This is a genomic window from Pseudomonas sp. PDM25, assembly GCF_019219045.1.
In the GTDB taxonomy this organism is placed as follows: Bacteria; Pseudomonadota; Gammaproteobacteria; order Pseudomonadales; family Pseudomonadaceae; genus Aquipseudomonas.
In genome coordinates this window covers 1-21,488 of record NZ_JAHUWL010000028.1, presented here as the reverse complement: position 1 = coordinate 21,488, position 21,488 = coordinate 1, and the positions used below count along the sequence as shown (strand labels likewise).

The 21,488-nt window shown below is 59.9% G+C and carries 10 protein-coding genes, 2 rRNA genes and 2 pseudogenes; 9 read left to right on the top strand and 5 right to left on the bottom strand.

Going from position 1 to position 21,488, the window contains the following annotated elements:
• Positions 1 to 2: 2 nt before the first annotated feature.
• The 3 genes and pseudogenes from KW848_RS32655 to KW848_RS30385 form a co-directional block, all read left to right on the top strand.
• Positions 3 to 4,655 (top strand): annotated as a pseudogene (locus KW848_RS32655) (beta strand repeat-containing protein); the annotation flags it as partial.
• On the top strand, positions 4,635 to 8,225 hold the full coding sequence (locus tag KW848_RS32650) for a beta strand repeat-containing protein (RefSeq protein ID WP_375154756.1): 3,591 nt from the start codon (positions 4,635 to 4,637) through the stop codon (positions 8,223 to 8,225). The pseudogene KW848_RS32655 and the gene KW848_RS32650, both read left to right, overlap by 21 nt.
• 148 nt (positions 8,226 to 8,373) lie before the next feature.
• Positions 8,374 to 8,712 carry a tryptophan synthase subunit beta gene (locus KW848_RS30385; RefSeq protein ID WP_111452690.1) on the top strand — a complete coding sequence of 113 codons (339 nt, stop codon included), beginning with the start codon at positions 8,374 to 8,376 and terminating at the stop codon, positions 8,710 to 8,712.
• 155 nt (positions 8,713 to 8,867) lie between these two features.
• Here the strand turns inward: KW848_RS30385 and lapD are convergent, their stop codons facing one another.
• Both lapD and lapG read right to left on the bottom strand, forming a co-directional pair.
• Positions 8,868 to 10,814 (bottom strand): cyclic di-GMP receptor LapD, encoded by a 1,947-nt coding sequence (gene lapD / locus KW848_RS30380; protein ID WP_218539045.1) that lies wholly within the window; start codon positions 10,812 to 10,814, stop codon positions 8,868 to 8,870.
• A gap of 14 nt (positions 10,815 to 10,828) precedes the next feature.
• Complete coding sequence (lapG, locus tag KW848_RS30375; RefSeq protein ID WP_033056174.1) at positions 10,829 to 11,521, bottom strand: cysteine protease LapG; 693 nt, start codon at positions 11,519 to 11,521, stop codon at positions 10,829 to 10,831.
• A 231-nt stretch (positions 11,522 to 11,752) separates the two neighbouring features.
• Here lapG and KW848_RS30370 point away from each other — a divergent pair, with 231 nt between their 5' ends.
• The 5 genes from KW848_RS30370 to KW848_RS30350 all read left to right on the top strand — a co-directional run bounded on the left by KW848_RS30370 (position 11,753) and on the right by KW848_RS30350 (position 18,763).
• Entirely contained in the window at positions 11,753 to 12,463 is a 711-nt protein-coding gene (locus KW848_RS30370; RefSeq protein ID WP_111452692.1) for a GntR family transcriptional regulator, read from the top strand.
• Between the two features lie 677 nt (positions 12,464 to 13,140).
• Positions 13,141 to 13,917, top strand: a complete 777-nt coding sequence (locus tag KW848_RS30365) for a DUF3050 domain-containing protein (protein WP_111452693.1) — start codon at positions 13,141 to 13,143, stop codon at positions 13,915 to 13,917.
• On the top strand, positions 13,914 to 14,843 hold the full coding sequence (locus tag KW848_RS30360) for a diiron oxygenase (RefSeq protein WP_111452694.1): 930 nt from the start codon (positions 13,914 to 13,916) through the stop codon (positions 14,841 to 14,843). Before KW848_RS30365 ends, KW848_RS30360 begins: the two co-directional genes overlap by 4 nt.
• Positions 14,844 to 14,856: 13 nt before the next feature.
• Positions 14,857 to 18,273: a non-ribosomal peptide synthetase gene (locus KW848_RS30355; RefSeq protein ID WP_218539044.1), complete on the top strand. Its 3,417-nt coding sequence runs from the start codon at positions 14,857 to 14,859 to the stop codon at positions 18,271 to 18,273.
• A 22-nt stretch (positions 18,274 to 18,295) separates the two neighbouring features.
• A complete protein-coding gene (locus tag KW848_RS30350; RefSeq protein WP_218539043.1) occupies positions 18,296 to 18,763 on the top strand; it encodes an SRPBCC family protein in 468 nt (155 codons plus the stop codon).
• 144 nt (positions 18,764 to 18,907) lie between these two features.
• Here KW848_RS30350 and KW848_RS30345 read toward each other — a convergent pair whose 3' ends face one another.
• Positions 18,908 to 20,788 carry a methyl-accepting chemotaxis protein gene (locus KW848_RS30345; protein ID WP_218539042.1) on the bottom strand — a complete coding sequence of 627 codons (1,881 nt, stop codon included), beginning with the start codon at positions 20,786 to 20,788 and terminating at the stop codon, positions 18,908 to 18,910.
• Positions 20,789 to 21,031: 243 nt separating this feature from the next.
• Here KW848_RS30345 and KW848_RS32280 point away from each other — a divergent pair.
• Positions 21,032 to 21,103 (top strand): annotated as a pseudogene (locus KW848_RS32280) (RNA polymerase subunit sigma); the annotation flags it as partial.
• 78 nt (positions 21,104 to 21,181) lie between these two features.
• Here KW848_RS32280 and rrf (KW848_RS30340) read toward each other — a convergent pair.
• Positions 21,182 to 21,297: ribosomal RNA gene (gene rrf, locus KW848_RS30340) — 5S ribosomal RNA — on the bottom strand.
• Positions 21,298 to 21,403: 106 nt separating this feature from the next.
• Positions 21,404 to 21,488: ribosomal RNA gene (gene rrf / locus KW848_RS30335) — 5S ribosomal RNA — on the bottom strand; the annotation flags it as partial.

The window sequence follows — 21,488 nt, the reverse complement described above, 5'->3', positions numbered from 1 at the left end:
CCCTGGACCTGAACGTCACCCCGGTCGACGACGCGAGTGTGCTGACCGCTGATGCCCAAACCGTCGCTGAAGACACCGTTGCAGCCGGCAACGTGTTGAGCAATGACAGCGATGTCGATAACACCCTCAGCGTGACCGGCTTCACCGTCGCCGGCGTGACGGGTTCCTTTACTGCGGGTCAAGTCGCAACGATCGCCGGCGTCGGCACAGTGACTATCGCCGCCAATGGCGACTACAGCTTCACTCCGGTCGAGAACTACAACGGCGCCGTGCCGCAAGTCAGCTACACCACCAACACTGGCTCGACCAGCACCCTGGACCTGAACGTCACTCCGGTCGACGACGCGAGCGTGCTGACCGCCGATGCCCAAACCATCGCTGAAGACACCGTCGCCACCGGCAATGTGCTGAGCAATGACAGCGATGTCGAAAGCACCCTGAGTGTCGCGACATTCACCGTACAAGGCGTCACCGGTTCCTTTACCGCGGGTCAAGTCGCGACTATCGCCGGCGTCGGCACAGTGACTATCGCCGCCAATGGCGACTACAGTTTCACCCCAACGGCGAACTGGAATGGCACCGCTCCGCAGATCAGCTACACCACCAACACCAATTCCAGCAGCACGCTGGACATCACGGTCAACTCGGTCAACGACGCTCCGACCGTCAGCACTACCTCGGCCACTGGTAATGAAGATCAATTGATCGCCGTACAACTCGGCGGCAATGACATCGACGGCACTGTCGGGCACTTCAACCTGACCAGCCTGCCGGCCAACGGTGTGTTTTACGCTGACGCCGCCGGGACCATCGCGTTGACTGCCAGCAGTGTCATCTCCGCAACCGCCAACGGCGCTACGGTTTACTTCAAGCCTACCGGCGACTGGAGTGGCACCACCCAATTCACCTACACCTCGACCGATAACCAGGGCATGCCCTCTGCGTCTTCGGCAACCGGCACCATTGTCGTCGCGCCAATAACCGATACCCCAAGCCTGTCACTGACGGGTGGCGGTACGGTCGTCTCGACCGACTTCCAGGAAGTCGCTCTGAACGGCGCCGTTGGCGACGTCAATGTCAGCCAGCTCGGCAACGGCGTTTGGCACACTGACAACAGCGGTGGCATGGTCGAAATCGGCAAGGCCAGCGTCTATGGTGCCGGGGGCGATAACCAGGTCATTGAACTGGAGCGCAACGCCGGCGATGCGAGCAACCTCTACACCACTATCGATGCCAAGGCCGGCAGCACCTATAACGTGTCGTTCGACTATGCACCGCGTGCAGGTGTGGTGAATTCGCACATCAATGTGTACTGGGGCGGCCAACTCATTGGCACCTTGAACACCACGACCACCGGCATGCAGCACTACAGTTTCGACATTCCGGTCACTGCCGATGGCAACCAGAAACTCGAGTTCCGCGCCGGGGACAGAAATAGCCTGGGCGGCGTGCTGGACAACATCGATGTCACCCAGGTGCTCAACTCGGGCCTTGAAGACCACGCGATCCTGTTGTCGACCATCCAGGCCCACACCAACGACGTCGATGGTTCGGAAACACTCACTCTCACCCTGAACGGCTTGCCGACGGGTTCAAGGCTCACCGACGGCACCCACACCTTCAATGCTGCCGACGGCTCGACGTCGGTGGACATTACTGGTTGGAACCTGTCCACACTCAAGCTGACACCGCCGACGAACTTCAATGGCGACATCCCCCTGACCGTGACGGCCACCGCCAAAGACGGCGATGCCCCAAGCGCCAGCACCTCGCTGCCGTTGGTGGTGCATGTCGGTGCCGTCGATGACGCAAGCGTGCTGCAGGCGGACAAGATCACCGTCGACGAAGACCACAACGCGACCGGCAACGTGCTGGGCAACGACAGCGATGTCGATAACGTCCTGAGCGTCACCAGCTTCAACGTGACCGGGGTCAACGGCAGCTTCACGGCGGGCCAGACCGCGACCATTAGCGGTGTCGGAACGCTGATCATCGCCAGCAACGGCGACTACACCTTCCAGCCGGCTGCCGACTGGAATGGCAACGTTCCACAGGTGACATACACCACCAACACCGGCTCGAGCAGTACCCTGAACATCAGTGTTACGCCGGTGAACGACAACTTCACCGACGCCAGCGAAACCGTCACCGTTAACGAAGACTCCGTGGCTACCGGCAGCGTGCTGTCGGGCACTTCGAGCGTCGACGGCCCGGTCAGCGTGGTCAACTTCACCGTCGGTGCGACCACTTATGTGGCAGGCGCCACGGCGACCATCGCCAACGTCGGAACCCTGGTCATCGGGGTGAACGGGGCTTACACCTTCACCCCGGCCGCCGACTACAACGGCACGGTGCCGACGGTCAGCTACACCGTCACCGACGGTTCGGGCAGCAACGTTACCTCGACCCTGAACATCAGCGTCACCCCGGTCAACGACAACTTCACCGACGTCAGCGAAACCGTCACCGTTAACGAAGACACCTTGGCCACCGGCAACGTGTTGGCGGGTACTTCGAGCGTCGACGGCCCGGTCAGCGTGGTCAACTTCACCGTCGGTACGACCACTTATGTGGCAGGCAGCACGGCGACCATTGCCAACGTCGGTACCCTGGTCATCGGGGTGAACGGGGCTTACACCTTCACCCCGGCCGCCGACTACAACGGCACGGTTCCAACGGTCAGCTACACCGTCACCGATGGTTCGGGCAGCAACGTTACCTCGACGCTGAACATCAGCGTTACGCCGGTGAACGACAACTTCATCGACATCAGCGAAACCGTGACCACCAGCGAAGACGCCCTGGTGACCGGCAGCGTCCTCACCGGCACCAACAGCGTCGACGGCCCGGTCAGCGTGGTCAACTTCACCGTCGGTACGACCACTTATGTGGCAGGCAGCACGGCGACCATTGCCAACGTCGGTACCCTGGTCATCGGGGTGAACGGGGCGTACACCTTCACCCCGGCCGCCGACTACAACGGCACGGTGCCGACGGTCAGCTACACCGTCACCGATGGTTCCGGCAGCAATGTCAGCTCGACCCTGAATATCAGCGTCACCCCGGTCGACGACAGCTTCACCGATATCAGCGAAACCGTTACGGTTAACGAAGACACCCTGGCCACCGGCAATGTGTTGGCGGGTACTTCGAGCGTCGACGGCGCGGTCAGCGTGGTCAACTTCACCGTCGGTACGACCACTTATGTGGCAGGCAGCACGGCGACCATCGCCAACGTCGGCACCCTGGTGATCGGGGCGAGCGGTGCGTACACCTTCACCCCTGCCGCCGACTACAACGGCACGGTGCCGACGGTCAGCTACACCGTCACCGACGGTTCGGGTAGCAACGTTACTTCAACGCTGAACATCAGCGTCACCCCGGTGAACGACAACTTCACCGACGCCAGCGAAACCGTCACCGTTAACGAAGACACCCTGGCTACCGGCAACGTGTTGGCGGGTACATCGAGCGTGGATGGCCCGGTCAGCGTGGTCAATTTCACCATTGGCGGGACTACTTACGCAGCAGGCGCCACGGCGAATATCGCCAACGTCGGCACCCTGGTGATCGGGGCAAGCGGTACGTACACCTTCACGCCGGCGGCCAACTACAACGGCACGGTGCCGACGATCAGCTACACCGTCTCCGACGGTTCCGGATCTGACGTCACCTCGACCCTGAACATCAGCGTCACCCCGGTGAACGACAACTTCACCGACGCCAGCGAAACCATCACCGTTAACGAAGACGCCCTGGTGACCGGCAGCGTCCTCACCGGCACCAACAGCGTCGACGGCCCGGTCAGCGTGCTCAATTTCACGGTTGGCGGTACCCAGTACCAGGCCGGTGAAACCGCGACCATCGCCAACGTCGGCACCCTGGAGCTTGGCGCCAATGGCGTCTACACCTTCACCCCGGCCGCCGACTACAACGGCACGGTGCCAACGGTCAGCTACACCGTCACCGACGGTTCGGGCAGCAACGTTACCTCGACGCTGAACATCAGCGTCACCCCGGTCGACGACAGCTTCACCGACGTCAGCGAAACCGTCACCGTTAACGAAGACACCTTGGCCACCGGCAACGTGTTGGCGGGTACTTCGAGCGTCGACGGTCCGATCAGCGTGGTCAACTTCACCGTCGGTGCGACCACTTATGTGGCAGGCGCCACGGCGACTATCGCCAACGTCGGCACCCTGGTCATCGGGGCGAACGGGACTTACACCTTCACGCCGGCCGCCGACTACAACGGCACGGTTCCGACGGTCAGCTACATCGTCACCGACGGTTCGGGCAGCAACGTCAGCTCGACTCTGAACATCAGCGTCACCCCGGTCGACGACAGCTTCACCGACATCAGCGAAACCGTGACCACCAGCGAAGACGCCCTGGTGACCGGCAGCGTCCTCACCGGCACCAACAGCGTCGACGGCCCGGTCAGCGTGCTCAATTTCACGGTTGGCGGTACCCAGTACCAGGCCGGTGAAACCGCGACCATCGCCAACGTCGGCACCCTGGTCATCGGGGCGAGCGGTGCTTACACCTTCACCCCGGCCGCCGACTACAACGGCACAGTGCCAACGGTCAGCTACACCGTCACCGACGGTTCCGGCAGCAATGTCACCTCGACCTTGAACATCAGCGTCACCCCGGTCGACGACAGCTTCACCGACGCCAGCGAAACTATCACCGTTAACGAAGACGCCCTGGTGACCGGCAGCGTCCTCACCGGCACCAACAGCGTCGACGGCCCGGTCAGCGTGGTCAACTTTACCGTCGGTGCGACCACTTACGCGGCAGGCGCCACGGCGACTATCGCCAACGTCGGTACTCTGGTGATCGGGGCGAACGGGGCTTACACCTTCACCCCGGCCGCCGACTACAACGGCACGGTTCCAACGGTCAGCTACACCGTCACCGACGGTTCGGGCAGCAACGTCAGCTCGACGCTGAACATCAGCGTCACCCCGGTCAACGACAACTTCATCGACGCCAGCGAAACGATCTCCACCCTGGAAGACACCGCCATTACCGGCAGCGTTCTCACCGGCACGAGCAGCGTTGATGGCCCGGTCAGCGTGGTCAACTTCACCGTCGGTGCGACCACTTACGCAGCAGGTGCCACGGCGACCATCGCCAACGTCGGCACCCTGGTCATCGGGGCGAACGGGGCTTACACCTTCACGCCGGCCGCCGACTACAACGGCACGGTGCCGACGGTCAGCTACACCGTCACCGATGGTTCGGGCAGCAACGTCAGCTCGACGCTGAACATCAGCGTCACCCCGGTCAACGACAACTTCATCGATGCCAGTGAAACCGTCACCGTTAACGAAGACACCTTGGCCACCGGCAATGTGTTGGCGGGTACTTCGAGCGTCGACGGCCCGGTCAGCGTGGTCAACTTCACCGTCGGTGCGACCACTTACGTGGCAGGCAGCACCGCGACCATCGCCAACGTCGGTACCCTGGTCATCGGGGCGAACGGGGCTTACACCTTCACCCCGGCCGCCGACTACAACGGCAGCGTGCCGACGGTCAGCTACACCGTCACCGACGGTTCGGGCAGCAACGTGACCTCGACGCTGAACATCAGCGTCACCCCGGTCAACGACAACTTCATCGACGCCAGCGAAACGATCTCCACCCTGGAAGACACCGCCATTACCGGCAGCGTCCTCTCCGGCACGAGCAGCGTCGACGGCCCGGTCAGCGTGGTCAACTTCACCATCGGCGGGACTACTTACGCAGCAGGCGCCACGGCGACCATCGCCAACGTCGGCACCCTGGTCATCGGGGCGAGCGGTGCGTACACCTTCACTCCGAGCGCCAACTACAACGGCACAGTGCCGACGGTCAGCTACACCGTCACCGACGGTTCGGGCAGCAACGTCACCTCGACCCTGAACATCAGCGTCACCCCGGTTGATGACCCGAGTGTGCTGACTGCCGACATCAACACAGTTCTCGAGGACAAGATCGCTACCGGTAACGTACTGACTAACGACCGCGATGTGGATAACGTCCTGAGCGTGGCCAAGTTCACGGTGGGTGGCACCGAGTACACGGCAGGCGCCACGGCGACCATCGCCAACATCGGCACCTTGGTGCTTGCGGCAAACGGGGCTTACACCTTCACCCCGGTCAGCAACTGGAGCGGCCAGGTTCCGACGGTGACCTACACCACCAGCACCGGTTCAAACACCACCCTGGAAATCAACGTGACCGCGGTCGCAGATGCACCGATCGTGACCGCCACCACGACTCAGGTGGCCGAGAACAGCAGCATTGCGTTGGGCTTGAAGGTAACATCGCCGGACACTGATGGTTCTGAAACCCAGACCATCACCACCATCGGCGGCATCCCGGCAGGTGCGACCCTGACCGACGGCACGCACACCTTCACAGGCACGACCGGTAACGCTGTTGTCGACCTCAGCGGGTGGGATGTGAGCAAGTTGAGCTACACCCCGGCACCGTACGCCACCGGTACCAACACGCTGACCGTTACGGCAGTCTCGACCGAAAGCCAGGGTGATTCGGCGACCAGTTCGATACAGATTCCGATCACGATCAATCCCGCGGTCTACAACGCTGTCACCGCCACGGCGGCTGATGACACCATCACCGGCACCAGCGGCAACGACATCATGGTCGCCGACATCGGCGGGCTGACCGTGGTGCCGGGCACCAATTACAACATCGCGTTCATGGTCGACAGCTCGGGCAGTATGAGCGCGTCGTCGATCAACTCAGCCAAGGACTCGCTGACCTCGGTGTTCAACACCCTCAAGCAGAGCATGGGCGGCAACTCGGGCACCGTGAACATCTTCCTGGTGGACTTCGATACCCAGGTCAACAAGTCGGTATCGGTCAACCTGAACGATCCGAACGCCCTGACCGCGCTCAAATCGGTACTGGACTCGATGTCGTCCGGCGGTGTGACCAACTACGAAGATGTATTCAAAACCACGGCCAATTGGTTCCAGAGCGCTGACGCCGTGGCCAACACCGGGGCGAAGAACCTCACGTACTTCATCACCGACGGCCAGCCGAACTACTACCAGAGTGGCGAACAGACCAACCCGACGCTGTACGGCAACGTGAAGCTCGATGACGTGGTGAAAACCAGCAATTACAAGCCGGGAGATACCTTCTCCACGACAATCGACAGTACTCACAAACTGACCATCGACAGTGAAGGGAATGCGACGCTGTACACCTTAAACGGCTCCAAGAGCTGGAAAGCCAGTGACGTGGGAACCGTACACGCTCAAGGCGACGGTACTTACGAGTTGTCCTACACGACGGGCAGCGGCAGTGATCAGACGATTGTCGACAACTCCGCCTCCAGCTTCGCGCTGCTGAGCAATGTGTCCAACGTTGAAGCCATTGGTCTGAACAAGGGCGTCACCCTTGCCGACTTGAGCCCGTACGACTCGGACCATACGCCGCAAACCAACATTGATCCGAGTAACTTGGCCAACTCGATCATCGGTCACACCGAAGCGACGCAACCAGGTTCCGACACGGTAAATGGCGGTGACGGCAACGACATCCTGTTCGGCGACCTGGTGAGTTTCAACGGCATTGCCGGCGAGGGTTATCAGGCGATGCAGGCGTTCGTCGCCCAGCAAACCGGCGTGGACGTCAGCAAAGTCACCACCAGCAACGTGCACCAGTTCATCACCGAGCACTACACCGCGTTCGATGTGTCCGGGGCGCATGACGGTAATGACTCACTGCTGGGCGGTACCGGCAATGACATTCTCTTCGGCCAGGGTGGCAATGACCTTCTCGACGCCGGCAAGGGCAATGACATCCTGCTCGGTGGCAGCGGTAACGATTCGCTGATGGGCGGTCAGGGCAACGATCTTCTGATCGGTGGTTCGGGTGGCGACACCTTCGTCTGGAAGGCCGGTGACACTGGCAGCGACGTGATCAAGGACTTCAAGGCCAGCGAGGGTGATCGCATCGACCTGCACGATCTGCTGCAGGGGGAAACCGGCAGCACCATCGACAACTTCCTGAAGATCACCACCGTGGACGGCGTTTCGTCCCTGCAAGTCAGCTCCGCCGGCAAGTTCAACGGCGCTGACGCTGCAGCGGCGCAACCCGATGTGACGATCAAACTGGAAGGCAACAACTGGTCCAGCGCCAGCATCAACTCGTTGATTGCCGGCAGTGACCCGACCATCAAAATCGATCACAACAACAGCTGATCCAACGAAAAACGGCCACCCTTATGGGGTGGCCGTCACGTTTGCGCCCAACACCCCGGTGACGATTTCGTCGCCGCACCGCATACTCGCGTCCAGTTGGCCTATGCTGCTGAAAGCATGATGCGGGTCCATTTCCGAGGGATGTTCAATGTTCTACGTGCAACGCGATGCGCAAGGTCAGTTAGTGCGCGTGGAAGCCACGGCCTACGCCGAGGCCACGGAAACGCTGCCGGCCGATCACCATGAAATCCAGGACTGGTATGCCCACGAAGTGGTGGAAACCAGCCTCAAACAGCTCAAACAGAGCGACCTGGAAATGATCCGGGTACTCGACGACTTGATCCAGGTGCTGACCAGCAAAGGCGTGATCCGCGTCACCGACCTGCCGCCGGCCGCACAAGCCAAGCTGATGGACCGGACCCAGGCCCGTGAGGCGTTGGGCGGGTTGAGTCAATTGATCGATGATGATGAGACGGGGTTGATCTAAGGTCCCCATTGTTGTTGTCTGTTCGGACGCCTTCGCGAGCAAGCCCGCTCCCACAGGGGATTCGGTTGTACGCACCATTGCGGTACAACGCATAACCAATGTGGGAGCGGGCTTGCTCGCGAAGGCGGACTGATTGACGATTCAGCTATAAAGCCTTACTGCCAAGGCTTCGGCTCACCAAACAATTGCCCCTGAACCCCATACAACCCCATCTCACGAATCACCATCAACTCCCCTTCCGTCTCGACCCGCTCGGCAATCAACGGCAAATCGATGCTGTGCGCCGCCCGCTGAATTGCCTCGATGAACAGGCGCTTGTCACTCTCCTGATCAATCGCCCGGATGTAACTGCCGTCGATCTTCAGATACGCCAACCCAAGCCGCGCCAGGTTGCCGATCATGCTGAAGCGCCCGCCAAAGCGTTGCAGGCTCAGGGAGAACCCGAGTTCGCGCAGGCGTCGCGTCAGCTCTTCCAGCGTGGCTTGCTCCGGCAACTGCTCCTCACCGATTTCCAGGGTCAATCGCTCCCCGAGATCTGAATGCTGACGCAGCATTTCGAAGACTTTATTCAATGCCTGCGGATCGGCCAGCGTCGCTGAAGACAGGTTCAGCGCCAGCGACTCTTTATGGCCGGCCATTTGCTCAAGCACCAGCTCCAACATCAGCCGATCAAGTCGCGCGGTCCAGCCAAAGCGCTCGAGCCACGGCAGGAAGCGCCCGGCGGGAATGGTCTGGCCCTCGTCGTCGATCAAACGCGACAGCACCTTGTAATGCAGCACCAACTGCGTGTCCTGGGCGGCCACCACCGGCTGGAAATACAGTTCGAAACGCCGCTGATTCAACGCCTGATCCAGCAATTTATGCCAGGCATGATGGTCATCGCCGACGCTGGCCGAGGCGCTGTGATCCAGGCAGACCCAGCTCGAATCGCCCTGGCCTTCTGCCTGAGCCAACGCCTGATCGCCCAACCCAAGCACCGCTTGCGGGGAGTCGCCATACGCAAACGGCGCCAGCCCGATCGAGGCCACCGAGGCCACGTCGGTGGCGCCCGTCGCGTGCAGGCTCGCCAAGGCACTGTCAAGGTTCTGCGCCAGTTGCAGCGCTTCTTCGCGCACCAGCCCCGGCGCCAACACGGCAAACTCACCGCCGCGAATCCGCGTCACGAGGTTCAGGGTTTCCGGGTATTTGGCGCACTCTCGGGACAACTGCTCGCCAACCGCTTTCAACAACTGGTCAGTGCGTTGACCACCCAACCGCTGGTTCAACCCGGCCAGGTCACTGACCCGCAATAGCAGCAAATAACCGGAACTCGCCTGCTCCGGATTGCTCACTCGGGCGTTCAATTGCATCTCGAAATAACGACGGTTGGCCAGCCCCGTCAGGTTGTCCTGATAGGACTCGGCCCGCAGTTTTTCACTGCGCTCGGCCTGTTCCTGGAACAGCGCCTTAAGCTTCTCGACCATCTGGTTCATGGCCTGCACGACACGCCGCAGTTCCGGCGTGCGCGGCAGTTGCGGCAGGCTGAGGAATTCGCGGCGAGCGATGGCGTGAGATTGCTTGACCATGTAATCCAGCGGCTTCAGTTGCCGGCGCAACAACAGCGCGCCCAGCACCGCGCTCACCGCACCGCAGATCAGCAACCAGCCAAGGCTGCCCAGCGCGCTCTGCCAGAGCTTGGCCAACGCGAACATCGGGTGGCTGACCACCTCGACCCGCGCCGCCTGCTCCCAGCCACGGCTGACGAGGGCATCACCACCGGCTGCTTCCAGCCCGATCATTTTGACGAACCAGTCCGGCACGTTGTTCACCGCTGGAATGCCGCTGCGCTCGACGAGCGTCTGATCGGTCTTGAGGTCGACCACGCGGATGCTCGCGTAATAACCGCTGTCGAAGATCGAACTGACCAGCAACTCGACCATCGCCGGGTCGTCGATGTTCGGTGTCAGGGACAGCGCCAATGCCGTCGCGGCATCCTGGGCGTGGGAGCGCAGCTGATTGACGTATTGGGTGCGCGAGCTTTCCAGGCTGACCACGAAGCTACCGGTGAAGGCGATCACCAGGAATAGACAGATAGCGATCAACAGCTGTTTGAACAAAGACATCTGAGCGCGTGCTCCTAGTTAGTCGTCTCGACCGGGAAACCTTCGGCCTGCATTTTCTTCAACACGTCCTGCCAACGAGACAGGCGTTTGGTGTCACCGACCTTCTTGTTGCCCTTGGCGCCCGGCAACCACAACCCTTCGGCATTAAAAGAGTAGACCGGCAGCAAATCGGTTCGCTGGCTGGCCGGTTTGATCGCATCGATCAGGCTGTCGAGTACCAGCGGCATGGCCTCGGGGCTTGAGTAGTAGGTCAACACCATGTGCGCCCGATTCAGGCGCAAGGCCTTGACGTAAGTAATACGCAGCTTGTCACTGGCGACGCCGAGATGACGCAGGCTGAAATACTTGGCGATCGCGTAGTCTTCGCAATCGCCGGCGCCCTTCCAAAGAGCCTCGATGGGTGTTTCCCAATAATCGACCTCGTGCCACAGGTCGATGTCTTCCTCGTAACGCATCTGTTTGTTGAAGAATTGATTGACCACTTTAAGCTGTTCGAGCTCGCCAACTTGCTTTTGCGTGACCAATAAGTGCTGCCAGGCATCAATGCGTGGCTGTCCTTCGCCCAATGGCCCGTACAATGCCTGCGCGCGACGGCTGATCAGCGAAAAATCCCAATCGGCATGCAGCCCGCCCAGCATAACGCCGGCCAGCAGCAACGCGCAGCACAGCCAGCGCAAAGTCCGAGGGATCGCGAAACGTACCGCCAATGCGAGGCATCCTGATGAGACAGGTGGAAATGGGTCGATGGTGCAGGTTAGCCCGGTAAAAGACAATGGCACGGTGAGATCACTGCTGGCGCGCTAAACTTTGTATGGCAGGTGCAATAAAAAACATCGGGGCCACGTCAGGGCGATATTTTGTCCGTTTGACAACCTGTCAGGCAGTCACTAGTGTCCCCTTGGATCCAAATTTATTTCACTCAAACAGGGTGCGTAGTTGTGACACAGAAGCCCAATCCTCTGAACAGCATCAAGGTCAACGGGCCGATTCCCGCTCACTTGGCACGCTCGGTGATCGAAGAAACGCTGCGTTCGGCCATTCTCGACGGTCGCATTCCCTGCGGCACCGCCCTGCGTCAGCAAGATTTGGCCGATCTTTTCGGTGTCAGCCGCATGCCGGTGCGCGAAGCCTTGCGCCAGCTCGAAGCCCAGGCGCTGCTCAACGTCATCGCCCATAAAGGTGCAGTGGTCGCACCGCTGGTTCAGGGCGATGCCGTGGAAACCTACGCGCTGCGGATCCTGCTGGAATCCGAAGCGTTGCGCCTGTCGATCCCGTTACTCGTTGATGAGGATCTCGAACAGGCCGCACGCTACATCGACGAACTGGAAACGCAAAACGACTACACCGAAATCGGCCGGCTCAATCGGCTCTTCCACATGGCGCTGTACTGCAAGGCGCCTAACCAACGGCTATTGAGACTGGTGGAAGACGGATTGAACGAAGAGGAGCGCTTCCTGCGCTTCAACCTGGAAGCCATGGGCCTGGGCAAACTGTCCCAGGAAGACCACCGGGCGCTCTTGCTGGCCGTCGAAAACCGGGACGTCGAGCGCGCGGTGAAGTTGCTCGAACATCACCTCAACCGGGGTGTCGAAGTCATCACACGCTACCTCAACAGCCCCGAAGCGCTGAACAAGAAAACCTCCAAGTAACCCACGTCAGTAAACCTGAGCGAGCAGATTGAACTGCTCGTTCTCGCTTGCCGCGCTGCGCGACGCCCCTCTCCAAAGCTCTGCCCTCGATTTACCCCTCTCAAGACCAACAATGACTCAGAGTCGATGACGCGCCGGTGATGGCGGCTGTCGTGATTTACGCTCACTCTTGGCCTGCCAACGAACAATGAACGGGCGACACACCGCACGAGCGGAGCAGTCCCCGCACCAAGAACCAACGGAAGGAGTCTTGCCACGGGAAAGGAAGAACCGACGTTGATCCCAGTCAACTTCCGCCCCCCTATTTCACTTCAATGACTCAGTTATAAAGTTGCTTCGAGTGAGGCATTCACTCTTCATTTTAATTCTGACTTATATAAGCCGGAAGGAGTAACTACATCCAAATAAAACTCAAATTAAAAGTTTTATTGGAACTTGTCGCGCGCGAAAAAGTTAAACTTTCAAATAATATAAAAATAACTTGCCCGACACTTTATTCATGTATTAGTTTTTCTCCGCCGCCTTGAAGACAGGCGCCAGGCCGTCACTTAACGACGCACAGCAACTTAACCATATCAATTCGTTTGAGGCCTCTGCTCGCCCGCAGAAAGCTTTAACTAACGATCGCTTATTCATTAAACCGCAACGGCATACCCAACTCACTTAGAGGCTCACCCATGAAACCAACTAAAGACCGTCTCCACCAGAAGAAAGCAGAACTTAGTGCACATCCGATCTTCTCCGAAATTCATTCGCTGTCGGTGCTTCAACGTTTCATGGAAACCCATGTCTTTGCGGTGTGGGATTTCATGTCGCTGACCAAACGTCTGCAACAGGAGCTCACCTGCGTGCAACTGCCCTGGTTACCGCCAAGAGACCCGCAAGCGGCGCGGCTGATCAATGAAATTGTGCTGGGTGAAGAATCCGATGATCGCCCAGCCCAGGGTCACTACAGCCATTTCGAGTTGTACCTGGATGCCATGCGCGAAGTCGGCGCCAGCACGGCGGTGGTCGAACGCTTCGTCGCGCTGCAAAAAGAAGGCGTGAGTTACGACGTGGCGCTGCAAAGCGTGGACGTCGACCCGGCGGCAGCGCAGTTCGTGCGCAACACCTTGCACACCGCCCTGCATGCGCCGGGGCACAGCGTTGCGGCGGCATTCCTGCATGGTCGCGAGAGCGTCATCCCGCAGATGTTCCAGCGAATTCTTGATGACTGGGGCATCGGCATCGAGCAGGCGCCGACCTTTCGTTACTACCTCGAACGGCACATCGAAGTCGATTCCGAAGACCACGGCCCCGCCGCTGAAAAACTCCTCGCCCGGCTGGTCGATGGCGATCCGCAACGCGAAGAAGACGTCTACGCCAGCGCCATCGCTGCAGTGGAAAGCCGCATCGCCTTGTGGGACGGCCTGCGCCTGAGCATGAGCGAACCGGTTGCCGAGGTGAACGCATGAACGCCGCCGACTACCAATCCTTCGCCGACGCCTGGGAAAGCCGCGCGACCATCCGTACGCGCCCCCGGCGTGTGCTTGAGAACGACGACAAACTGATCTACCCGTTGAGCCGCCAACCATTGGTGCTGAGCGAAACCTTCCTGCGCGAATGCCCGGAGCAGCGCGACTTTGCGCTGGTGCAGACGCTCTACAAATTCATCAACGACGTGGTGATTTTCGAAACTGAAATCGTCGACAAGACGGCCCGCAGCATCGCCAAGAATCGCTTCGCCGTGGCCTTCCCGTTCGCCTGTCGCTACGACGCCATGACCGTGGTGGTGGACGAGGATTACCACGCGCTGGTGGCCATGGATTTCATGCAACAGACCGTCGCCATGACCGGCATCACGCCCATCGAACTGCCGGACGAAATCGAACTCAGCCGAGCCATTCCTGCAGCCGTGGCACTCGCGCCGGAACACCTGCGCAGCGCCGTGGAATTGATTTGCGTGGCCATCGCCGAGAACACCGTGACCGGCGATGTCGCGGCGTTCGCCAAGGACGACACGGTCAAGCAGTCGATCAAGGGCCTGATGGCCGACCACTTGCTCGACGAAGGTCGCCACTCCGGGTTCTGGGCGCGGCTGGTGCGCATCTACTGGCACACCGCGAGCGAGGAAGACCGCCAATCCATCGCGCACATCCTGCCGGTGTTCATCGGCCATTACCTGACCAATGACATCCAGAAGTCGTTCGACTTTCGCCTGATCGAATCCTTGCAGATCAGCGACGCCGCACGCCACGCCCTCAAGAGCGAAGTGTCGGGGCTGGCCTTCCCGATCAATCGCCATCACCCGCTGGTCGCCAACATCGTGCGGTTTTTCCGCAGCAGTTCGCTGCTCGATTCGCCGTGCGTGCAAGACGCCCTCAGCGATTACCTGGTTTAACGAGGAGCCCATCATGAGACGTCTCGACATTCTGCTCATTGGACAAGGCCAGGCCCTGACCGACCTGGCGCTGGAACTTGAACAACACGGTCATTCTCTGGTGCGGCTGACGGCCGTCGACGAGCAGCCGTTGGGTAACGCTGATTTGCTGATCGACGACGCCAGCCTGCCTGTTCAAGACATCGGCAATACACCGCGACTGACGCTGCAACTGGGTATCGGTGTACCTGGAGTTTCTGGCCTGCCGCCGCTGGATTTGCTGTGTACCTACGGTTCCACGCTGTTCACTCGCGTGCCGATCACCGACGAACCTTCGGGCAACGGCCAGGCATTGCGCCTGCGGGCAGTGGCAGAACTGGTCGATCACGTGGCGCTGTTAGTCAGCCGGTTCTCTCGCGATGCCGACTACTTCCTGCTGGCCGATCCTGCGGCTCCCGCTCGCTTCGAGCACGTGGAAAACCTGCTCTATCTGGAGAGCCTGGCATTTTTCCATCGGCTCAACCTCACGGCGGCGCCCGCGCTGCTGAAGCACAGTCAAATCCCGATGATCGAGCGACTTGAGCAGCGCTTCATCCAGTGTGCCGAACGACCCGCGCTGAACATTGCCGGCGCGTCCCTGAGCTATCGGCATTTGCACGCCCACAGCCGCGCCATCCAGCAGCGTTTGCAGCCGTTGCTCGCTCAGCATCAGGGGCCGTTGGTGATCGGGATCTGCCTGCCAAAATGCAGCGCGTTGTATGCGGGGATTCTGGCGATTCTTGGCAGTGGCGCGGTGTACCTGCCGCTGGAGCCGAGCCATCCGCTGCAACGTCAGCAGTACATTCTGGAAAACGCCGGGGCAGTATTGCTGCTGCATGACGGTGAACATCCGCTCGCGGCGCAAATGCCGGGACTCGACATCAGCAGCATCGACATTGGCGATGTGGATCTTGATCAACCCTTGATGCGCCAACGACCCGATCCAGAGGCGCCGTGCATGGCGCTCTATACCTCGGGCACCACCGGCCATCCCAAAGGCGTGTTGCTCAGCCAGGCCAACCTCGCGCACTTCACCGCGTGGTACGCCGACTATGTGCAACTGAGCGAGCAAAGTCGGGTGCTGCAATTTTCGTCGTTGAGTTTCGACTCGTCGCTGATCGATATCTTCCCGACCCTGCTCCAGGGCGCCGAACTGATCGTGCCCGGCGATGATCAGCGCCGCGATCCGTTGCAACTGGTCGAACTGATCCGCCATCAACAACTGAGCCATGCCTTTTTGCCGCCAGCGTTGTTGAGCATCCTGCCGCTGGATCAACTGCAATGCCTCGATCACGTGATGACCGGCGGCGATGTCTGCGAACCCTACGTCATCGAGCAACTCACCCGTCAGGGCAACCTCTACAACCTCTATGGCCCGACCGAAGCGACGGTGTTGATCACCGCGCGGCAACTGCGCACCGGCGACAGTAACCGCACTCTAGGCGCACCTATCGCCAACAGTCAGGTGCTGATTCTCGATGAGGATTTTCAACCGGTGGCCGAGCAAGCCGTCGGTGAGTTGTACATCGTCGGGCCGGGTGTATGCCTGGGCTACCTGAACAACCCGCAGCAGACCGCCGAACGTTATCTGAACCTGAACCTGCCCAATGGCCAGAGCCTGCGTGCCTACCGCACCGGCGACATGGCGAAGTGGACCCGCGACGGTATTGAGCTGTGCGGACGGCGGGACAATCAGGTGAAGATTCGCGGCTTTCGCGTCGAGCCGGAAGAGATCGAACGCTGCTTGCGCGACAGTCAGTTATACCGCCAGGTGGCCGTGGTCATCGACAGTCATCGACGGATTCTGGCCTTCCTCGCGCAACCTCAGGAGGATCAACCCGGCACCGCTCGCGAAGCCCTGAAGGCTCATGCGATGCAGTTCCTGCCGGATTACATGCAGCCCACCGCCTGGACCGAAGTGCCGAGCATGCCGTTCGCCAGCAACGGCAAGGTCGACCGCAAGGCGCTGCTGGCAATGCCCGTGAATGTGGCCGAAAACACGCTGCGGCGCTTGCCCGTCAGTGCCGACGAGGTGCTACTGCTGGAGATCTGGGCCGAGCTGCTGGAGCTGCCCGCCAGCGATATTTCCACCGACGAAAGTTTCTTCAATCTGGGTGGCCACTCGATCCTGCTGTCGCGCATGCTTTTACGTTTGCGTGAAGAATTTGGTCGCAGCATCTCGATCAACCGCTTCATCGAATTGCCGACCATCGCCAAGTTGGCGACCTTGGTGCGCGGCTCCGGCACCGAAGAGGTGTTGAGCGAAAAGGCCTTGGCCGATGCCTTCCGCGAACTGGATATCCAGCCGTTGCCAGTCAACCGCATGGGCGATGTGCACAAGGTGATCGTTACCGGCGCCAACAGCTTTGTCGGCGTGCACATCGTTGAAGCATTGCTCGCCTGGGGCGCCAGCGAAGTCGCCTGCCTGGTGCGCGATGGCGGTGGGCAATCGGCGGCCGAGCGGTTTGCCCATGCGTTGCGAGAAAACCGTCTGGAGCATCTGGACCTGAGCCGGGTGCGGGTTTATGCGGCGGACATTACCCGTCCGTCATTGGGGCTCGAAGCGGATGTTTACGAGCGACTGGATCGGCAGTTCGGCGCGTTGGTGCACAACGCCGCCAACGTCAATCACGTACTCGATTACGAGTCGCTGGCGCGGGACAACGTCGAGCCGATTTTCGAGTGCCTTCGGTTGTGCGAAGGGCGTAGCAAAAAGATCTTCAACTTCGTCTCGACGCTCTCGGCTTCCAGCACGATTGCCGCCGATGGCCGGGTGCTGGAATTGCCCGCCGCGCAGACCCCGCCGATCTACATCAAGAACGGCTACAACCTGTCCAAATGGGTTGGTGAGCGGATCCTCGAACGGGCTCGCGAACGTGGTGTACGAGTCAATCTATATCGCCCCGGCAACATCAGTTTCAACAGCCTCACCGGTGTCTGCCAGCCTCACAAGAATCGCTTGATGCTGATGCTCAAAGGCTCGATCCAGCTCGGCCAAGTGCCGGAGTTCGCGCTGAATTTCGACCTGATGCCGGTGGACTTCCTCGCCCGGTTCATCGCCTTCCATGCCAGCCGTTATTCAGCCGAAAAAGCGGTGTTCAACCTGCACAACCCCGAGCCTCTGAGCTGGGACAACTACGTCGCGTCATTCCGTGAGGCGGGTCGGGAGTTTTCCATGGTCAGCGTCGCCGACTGGCAGCAGCAACTGGGTCGGGTCGACAGCGACAACGCGTTGTTCGGCGTGCTCGGTTTCTACCTCAACGGCTTCGAGGAAGACATCGGCGACATCTCAATGATCGGCCACGCCAACGCCCAGGCGGGCGTGCGGCAGATGGGCGCGCATTACCCGGAAAAATCCCCGGCGCTACTGCGTCGCGGCTGCGACTACCTCAAAGAAATCAACTTCATTTGATTCACTCAACCGGAGCAAAACCATGAAAACCCTACAACCCGATACCCTGATCAAAAATCCTCAAGGCTGCCACGTGGTGTCCTCGGTGGAAGTGCCAGCCGATGCCAAGAAAGTCTGGGCAGTGGTCGGTAACTTTGCCGGCTTCGATCAATTCATTCCGGCGTTGTCGCACATCGAGATGACCGGTGAAGGTGTGTCGTGCCTGCGCAAGAAATTCTTCAAGGACGGCAACCTGGTGGTCGAGCAACTCAACTCCCGGGATGACCAGGCGCTGAACATGACCTGGACCACGATTTACAACACCTTGGGCGTGGCCAATTTGTGGGCGGCGATGAGTGTCGAACCGCTGGGCACGAACAAATCCCGAGCGACCTGGACCATCATCGCCGAACCCGCACCGGGCGGCGCCGAGGCGTTGCCGGGGTTCACGGATTTCGTGCAGGGCTTTGCCGATGACTCGATGAACAATGTGTTGAAGCTGTTTGCGTAAGGCTTTGGTTTGGCGGTGATCATCCACCGCTTTCGCGAGCAAGCCCGCTCCCACAAGTTGACCGGATTTCTACTGAAGAAACGCGGTTGAATGTGGGAGCGGGCTTGCTCGCGAAGAACGATAACGCGGTCCAACCGACCTGAATCAGATTTTGAAGCTGTCGACCAACTGCTTCAACCGGTTCGCCTGCAGGGACAACGCATCGCAATCCTTCAACGTTTCATTGAGGTTGGCCACGCTCTGCTGGTTCAGCAAGTTGATCTGGTTAACGTCGACGTTGAGGGTTTCCACGACCGCCGTCTGCTCTTCGGTCGCCGCGGCCACCGACTGGTTCATGCCGTCGATTTCGCCAATGCGCTGGGTCACGCTGACCAGACGCAGACCGGCCTGGTTCGCCACTTCGACGCTCTGCTCGCTGGAGACCTGACTGGCGTTCATGGTGGTCACCGCTTCGCGAGAACCGATCTGCAGCGAGGTGATCATTTTGTGGATCTCCTCCGCCGATTCCTGAGTACGGTGAGCGAGGTTACGCACCTCGTCCGCCACCACCGCAAAACCACGACCGGCTTCACCAGCGCGGGCCGCTTCGATAGCGGCGTTGAGCGCGAGCAAGTTGGTCTGCTGGGAGATACCTTTGATCACATCCAGAATGTGCCCGATGTTGTCGGTGCTGGCGTTCAGCGTTTCGATCTGCGTGCAGGACAGACTGATTTTCTGCGACAACTCGGTCATCGCCAGAATGGTTTTCTCCACCACCTGACGACCGTCATCGGCCTGCTCGCTCGCGCCGCTGGCGTGCTGGGAAGCATCGGCGGCGTTGCGGGCGATTTCCTGGGTGGCGGCGCCCAACTGGTTGATCGCCGCAGCCACACTGTTGGTGCGGGCGCTTTGCTCGTCGGAGCCGACGATCGAGGCGTTGGACGAAGCCATCACCCGTTGCGACAGGTCGTGAACCTGGCGGGTGGCCGACGACACTTCGGAAATCGACGCGTGAATTCGCTCCACGAATTGATTGAACGCACTGCCCAGCTCACCGAATTCGTCTTTGCTTTCCACGGCCAGACGGCGGGTCAGGTCGCCCTCACCTTGAGCGATGTCCTGCATCGCACGGCCCATGGTGGTCAGCGGACGCATCAGCACGTTGATCAGCAGGCTCAGCAGCACTGCAATGGCCGTCACGGCGATGAACATCGCAATCAGCGCAGAAGTGCGGAACTGGCTGAGTGGGGCGTAGGCCTTGTCCTTGTCAATCGACAGACCGATGTACCACTCGGCATTCGGCAAACCACTGACCGGCGTGAACGAAAGGATACGGTCCTGCTTGTTCAGGGTGACTTCCTGATTGCCCTTCTCGATGCGCACCCCGGCGTTCGGGTAGATGTCCTTCAGGTTTTTCATCACCTGGTCTTTGTCCGGGCTGACGATCACCTGACCGTCGGCGCTGACCAGGAATGCGTGGCCGATGCCACCGAAGTCCACCGAGTTGATGATCTTCACCAGCGTTTCCAGGCTCAGGTCACCACCGACCACGCCAAGCAACTCGCCGTTCTTTTTCACCGGCAGGGCGATGGTCACCACCAGGCCACCGACGGCGGCCATGTAAGGCGGGGTCAGCATGGTCTTGTCGGCAGCCACGGCCTGTTTGTACCAGGGACGCTGACGCGGATCGTAACCGTCAGGCATCTTCGCGTCCGGGCGCTGAGTGAACACGCCGTTGGCCTGGCCCACGTAGGTGAACTGGAAGTTCGAGGTCAGGGCCGGTTGACTGACCAGCCCCGGGAGGTCGGCATTGGCACCTTGATGGGCGACGTTTTGCGCGAGGTTTTCCAGCACCAGCACGCGGCCGCTCATCCAGTTCTGCACACTGCTGGCGGTCAAGTCACCGGCCTGCTGGACGCTCGATTCAAGGTTTTGACGGATGGTGTTTCGCTGCAGATAGTCGTTGTACAAAGTGAACAACGCAAACGCCAGCACCACGACGCCGGAAGCGGCCAGAAGGATTTTATGGCTGAATTTGAGATTCATTTCATGGGACTTCTTATGCAAAAAGTGGGGATGCGTTCCGGGTTGCAACATTCCATGTAACAGCGCAGGCAGGGCTCTGGGGCCGCTCTACTTTGGTGCACGCATGTCTCATCAGGCTGTCGGCACAAACCGGAGAAAACTTAGGCGTTTGTAGGAAATGGTCGGCATTTCTGCCAGATACCCGCCGAACGGTGTGCCAGAGCGCCGGCTCAGTTTTTTTTGTGATGACAGTTGTCCGTTTTCATGTCCTCACCTGAGTTTGCTGTACAGGCGCTTTACAGAAGCCATCTCGGTTGGCTCAACACGTGGTCGCGCGTATGTTTCTGAACATTTAGCGAGCCCAGAACGACAAAACCCCTGTCTGCATTAGCAGACAGGGGTTTGGGAATTCAATCTTGACGATGACCTACTCTCACATGGGGAAACCCCACACTACCATCGGCGATGCATCGTTTCACTGCTGAGTTCGGGATGGGATCAGGTGGTTCCAATGCTCTATGGTCGTCAAGAAATTCTGTGACCAGCCCGTTACAGCGTAACGTGCCAGCAAAATTGGTGACTTCTACTAAAACGAAACCCCTACCTGCATACGCAGATAGGGGTTTCGGAATTTAATCTTGACGATGACCTACTCTCACATGGGGAAACCCCACACTACCATCGGCGATGCATCGTTTCACTGCTGAGTTCGGGATGGGAT

Bases quoted from the DNA above. Each gene is read 5' to 3' on its own strand.
- KW848_RS30360 (WP_111452694.1), top strand. From the start codon at position 13,914: ATGAACGCCGCCGACTACCAATCCTTCGCCGACGCCTGGGAAAGCCGC.
- KW848_RS30345 (WP_218539042.1), bottom strand. From the start codon at position 20,788: ATGAATCTCAAATTCAGCCATAAAATCCTTCTGGCCGCTTCCGGCGTC.
- KW848_RS30355 (WP_218539044.1), top strand. From the start codon at position 14,857: ATGAGACGTCTCGACATTCTGCTCATTGGACAAGGCCAGGCCCTGACC.
- KW848_RS30385 (WP_111452690.1), top strand. From the start codon at position 8,374: ATGTTCTACGTGCAACGCGATGCGCAAGGTCAGTTAGTGCGCGTGGAA.
- KW848_RS30350 (WP_218539043.1), top strand. From the start codon at position 18,296: ATGAAAACCCTACAACCCGATACCCTGATCAAAAATCCTCAAGGCTGC.
- lapD (WP_218539045.1), bottom strand. From the start codon at position 10,814: ATGTCTTTGTTCAAACAGCTGTTGATCGCTATCTGTCTATTCCTGGTG.
- KW848_RS30365 (WP_111452693.1), top strand. From the start codon at position 13,141: ATGAAACCAACTAAAGACCGTCTCCACCAGAAGAAAGCAGAACTTAGT.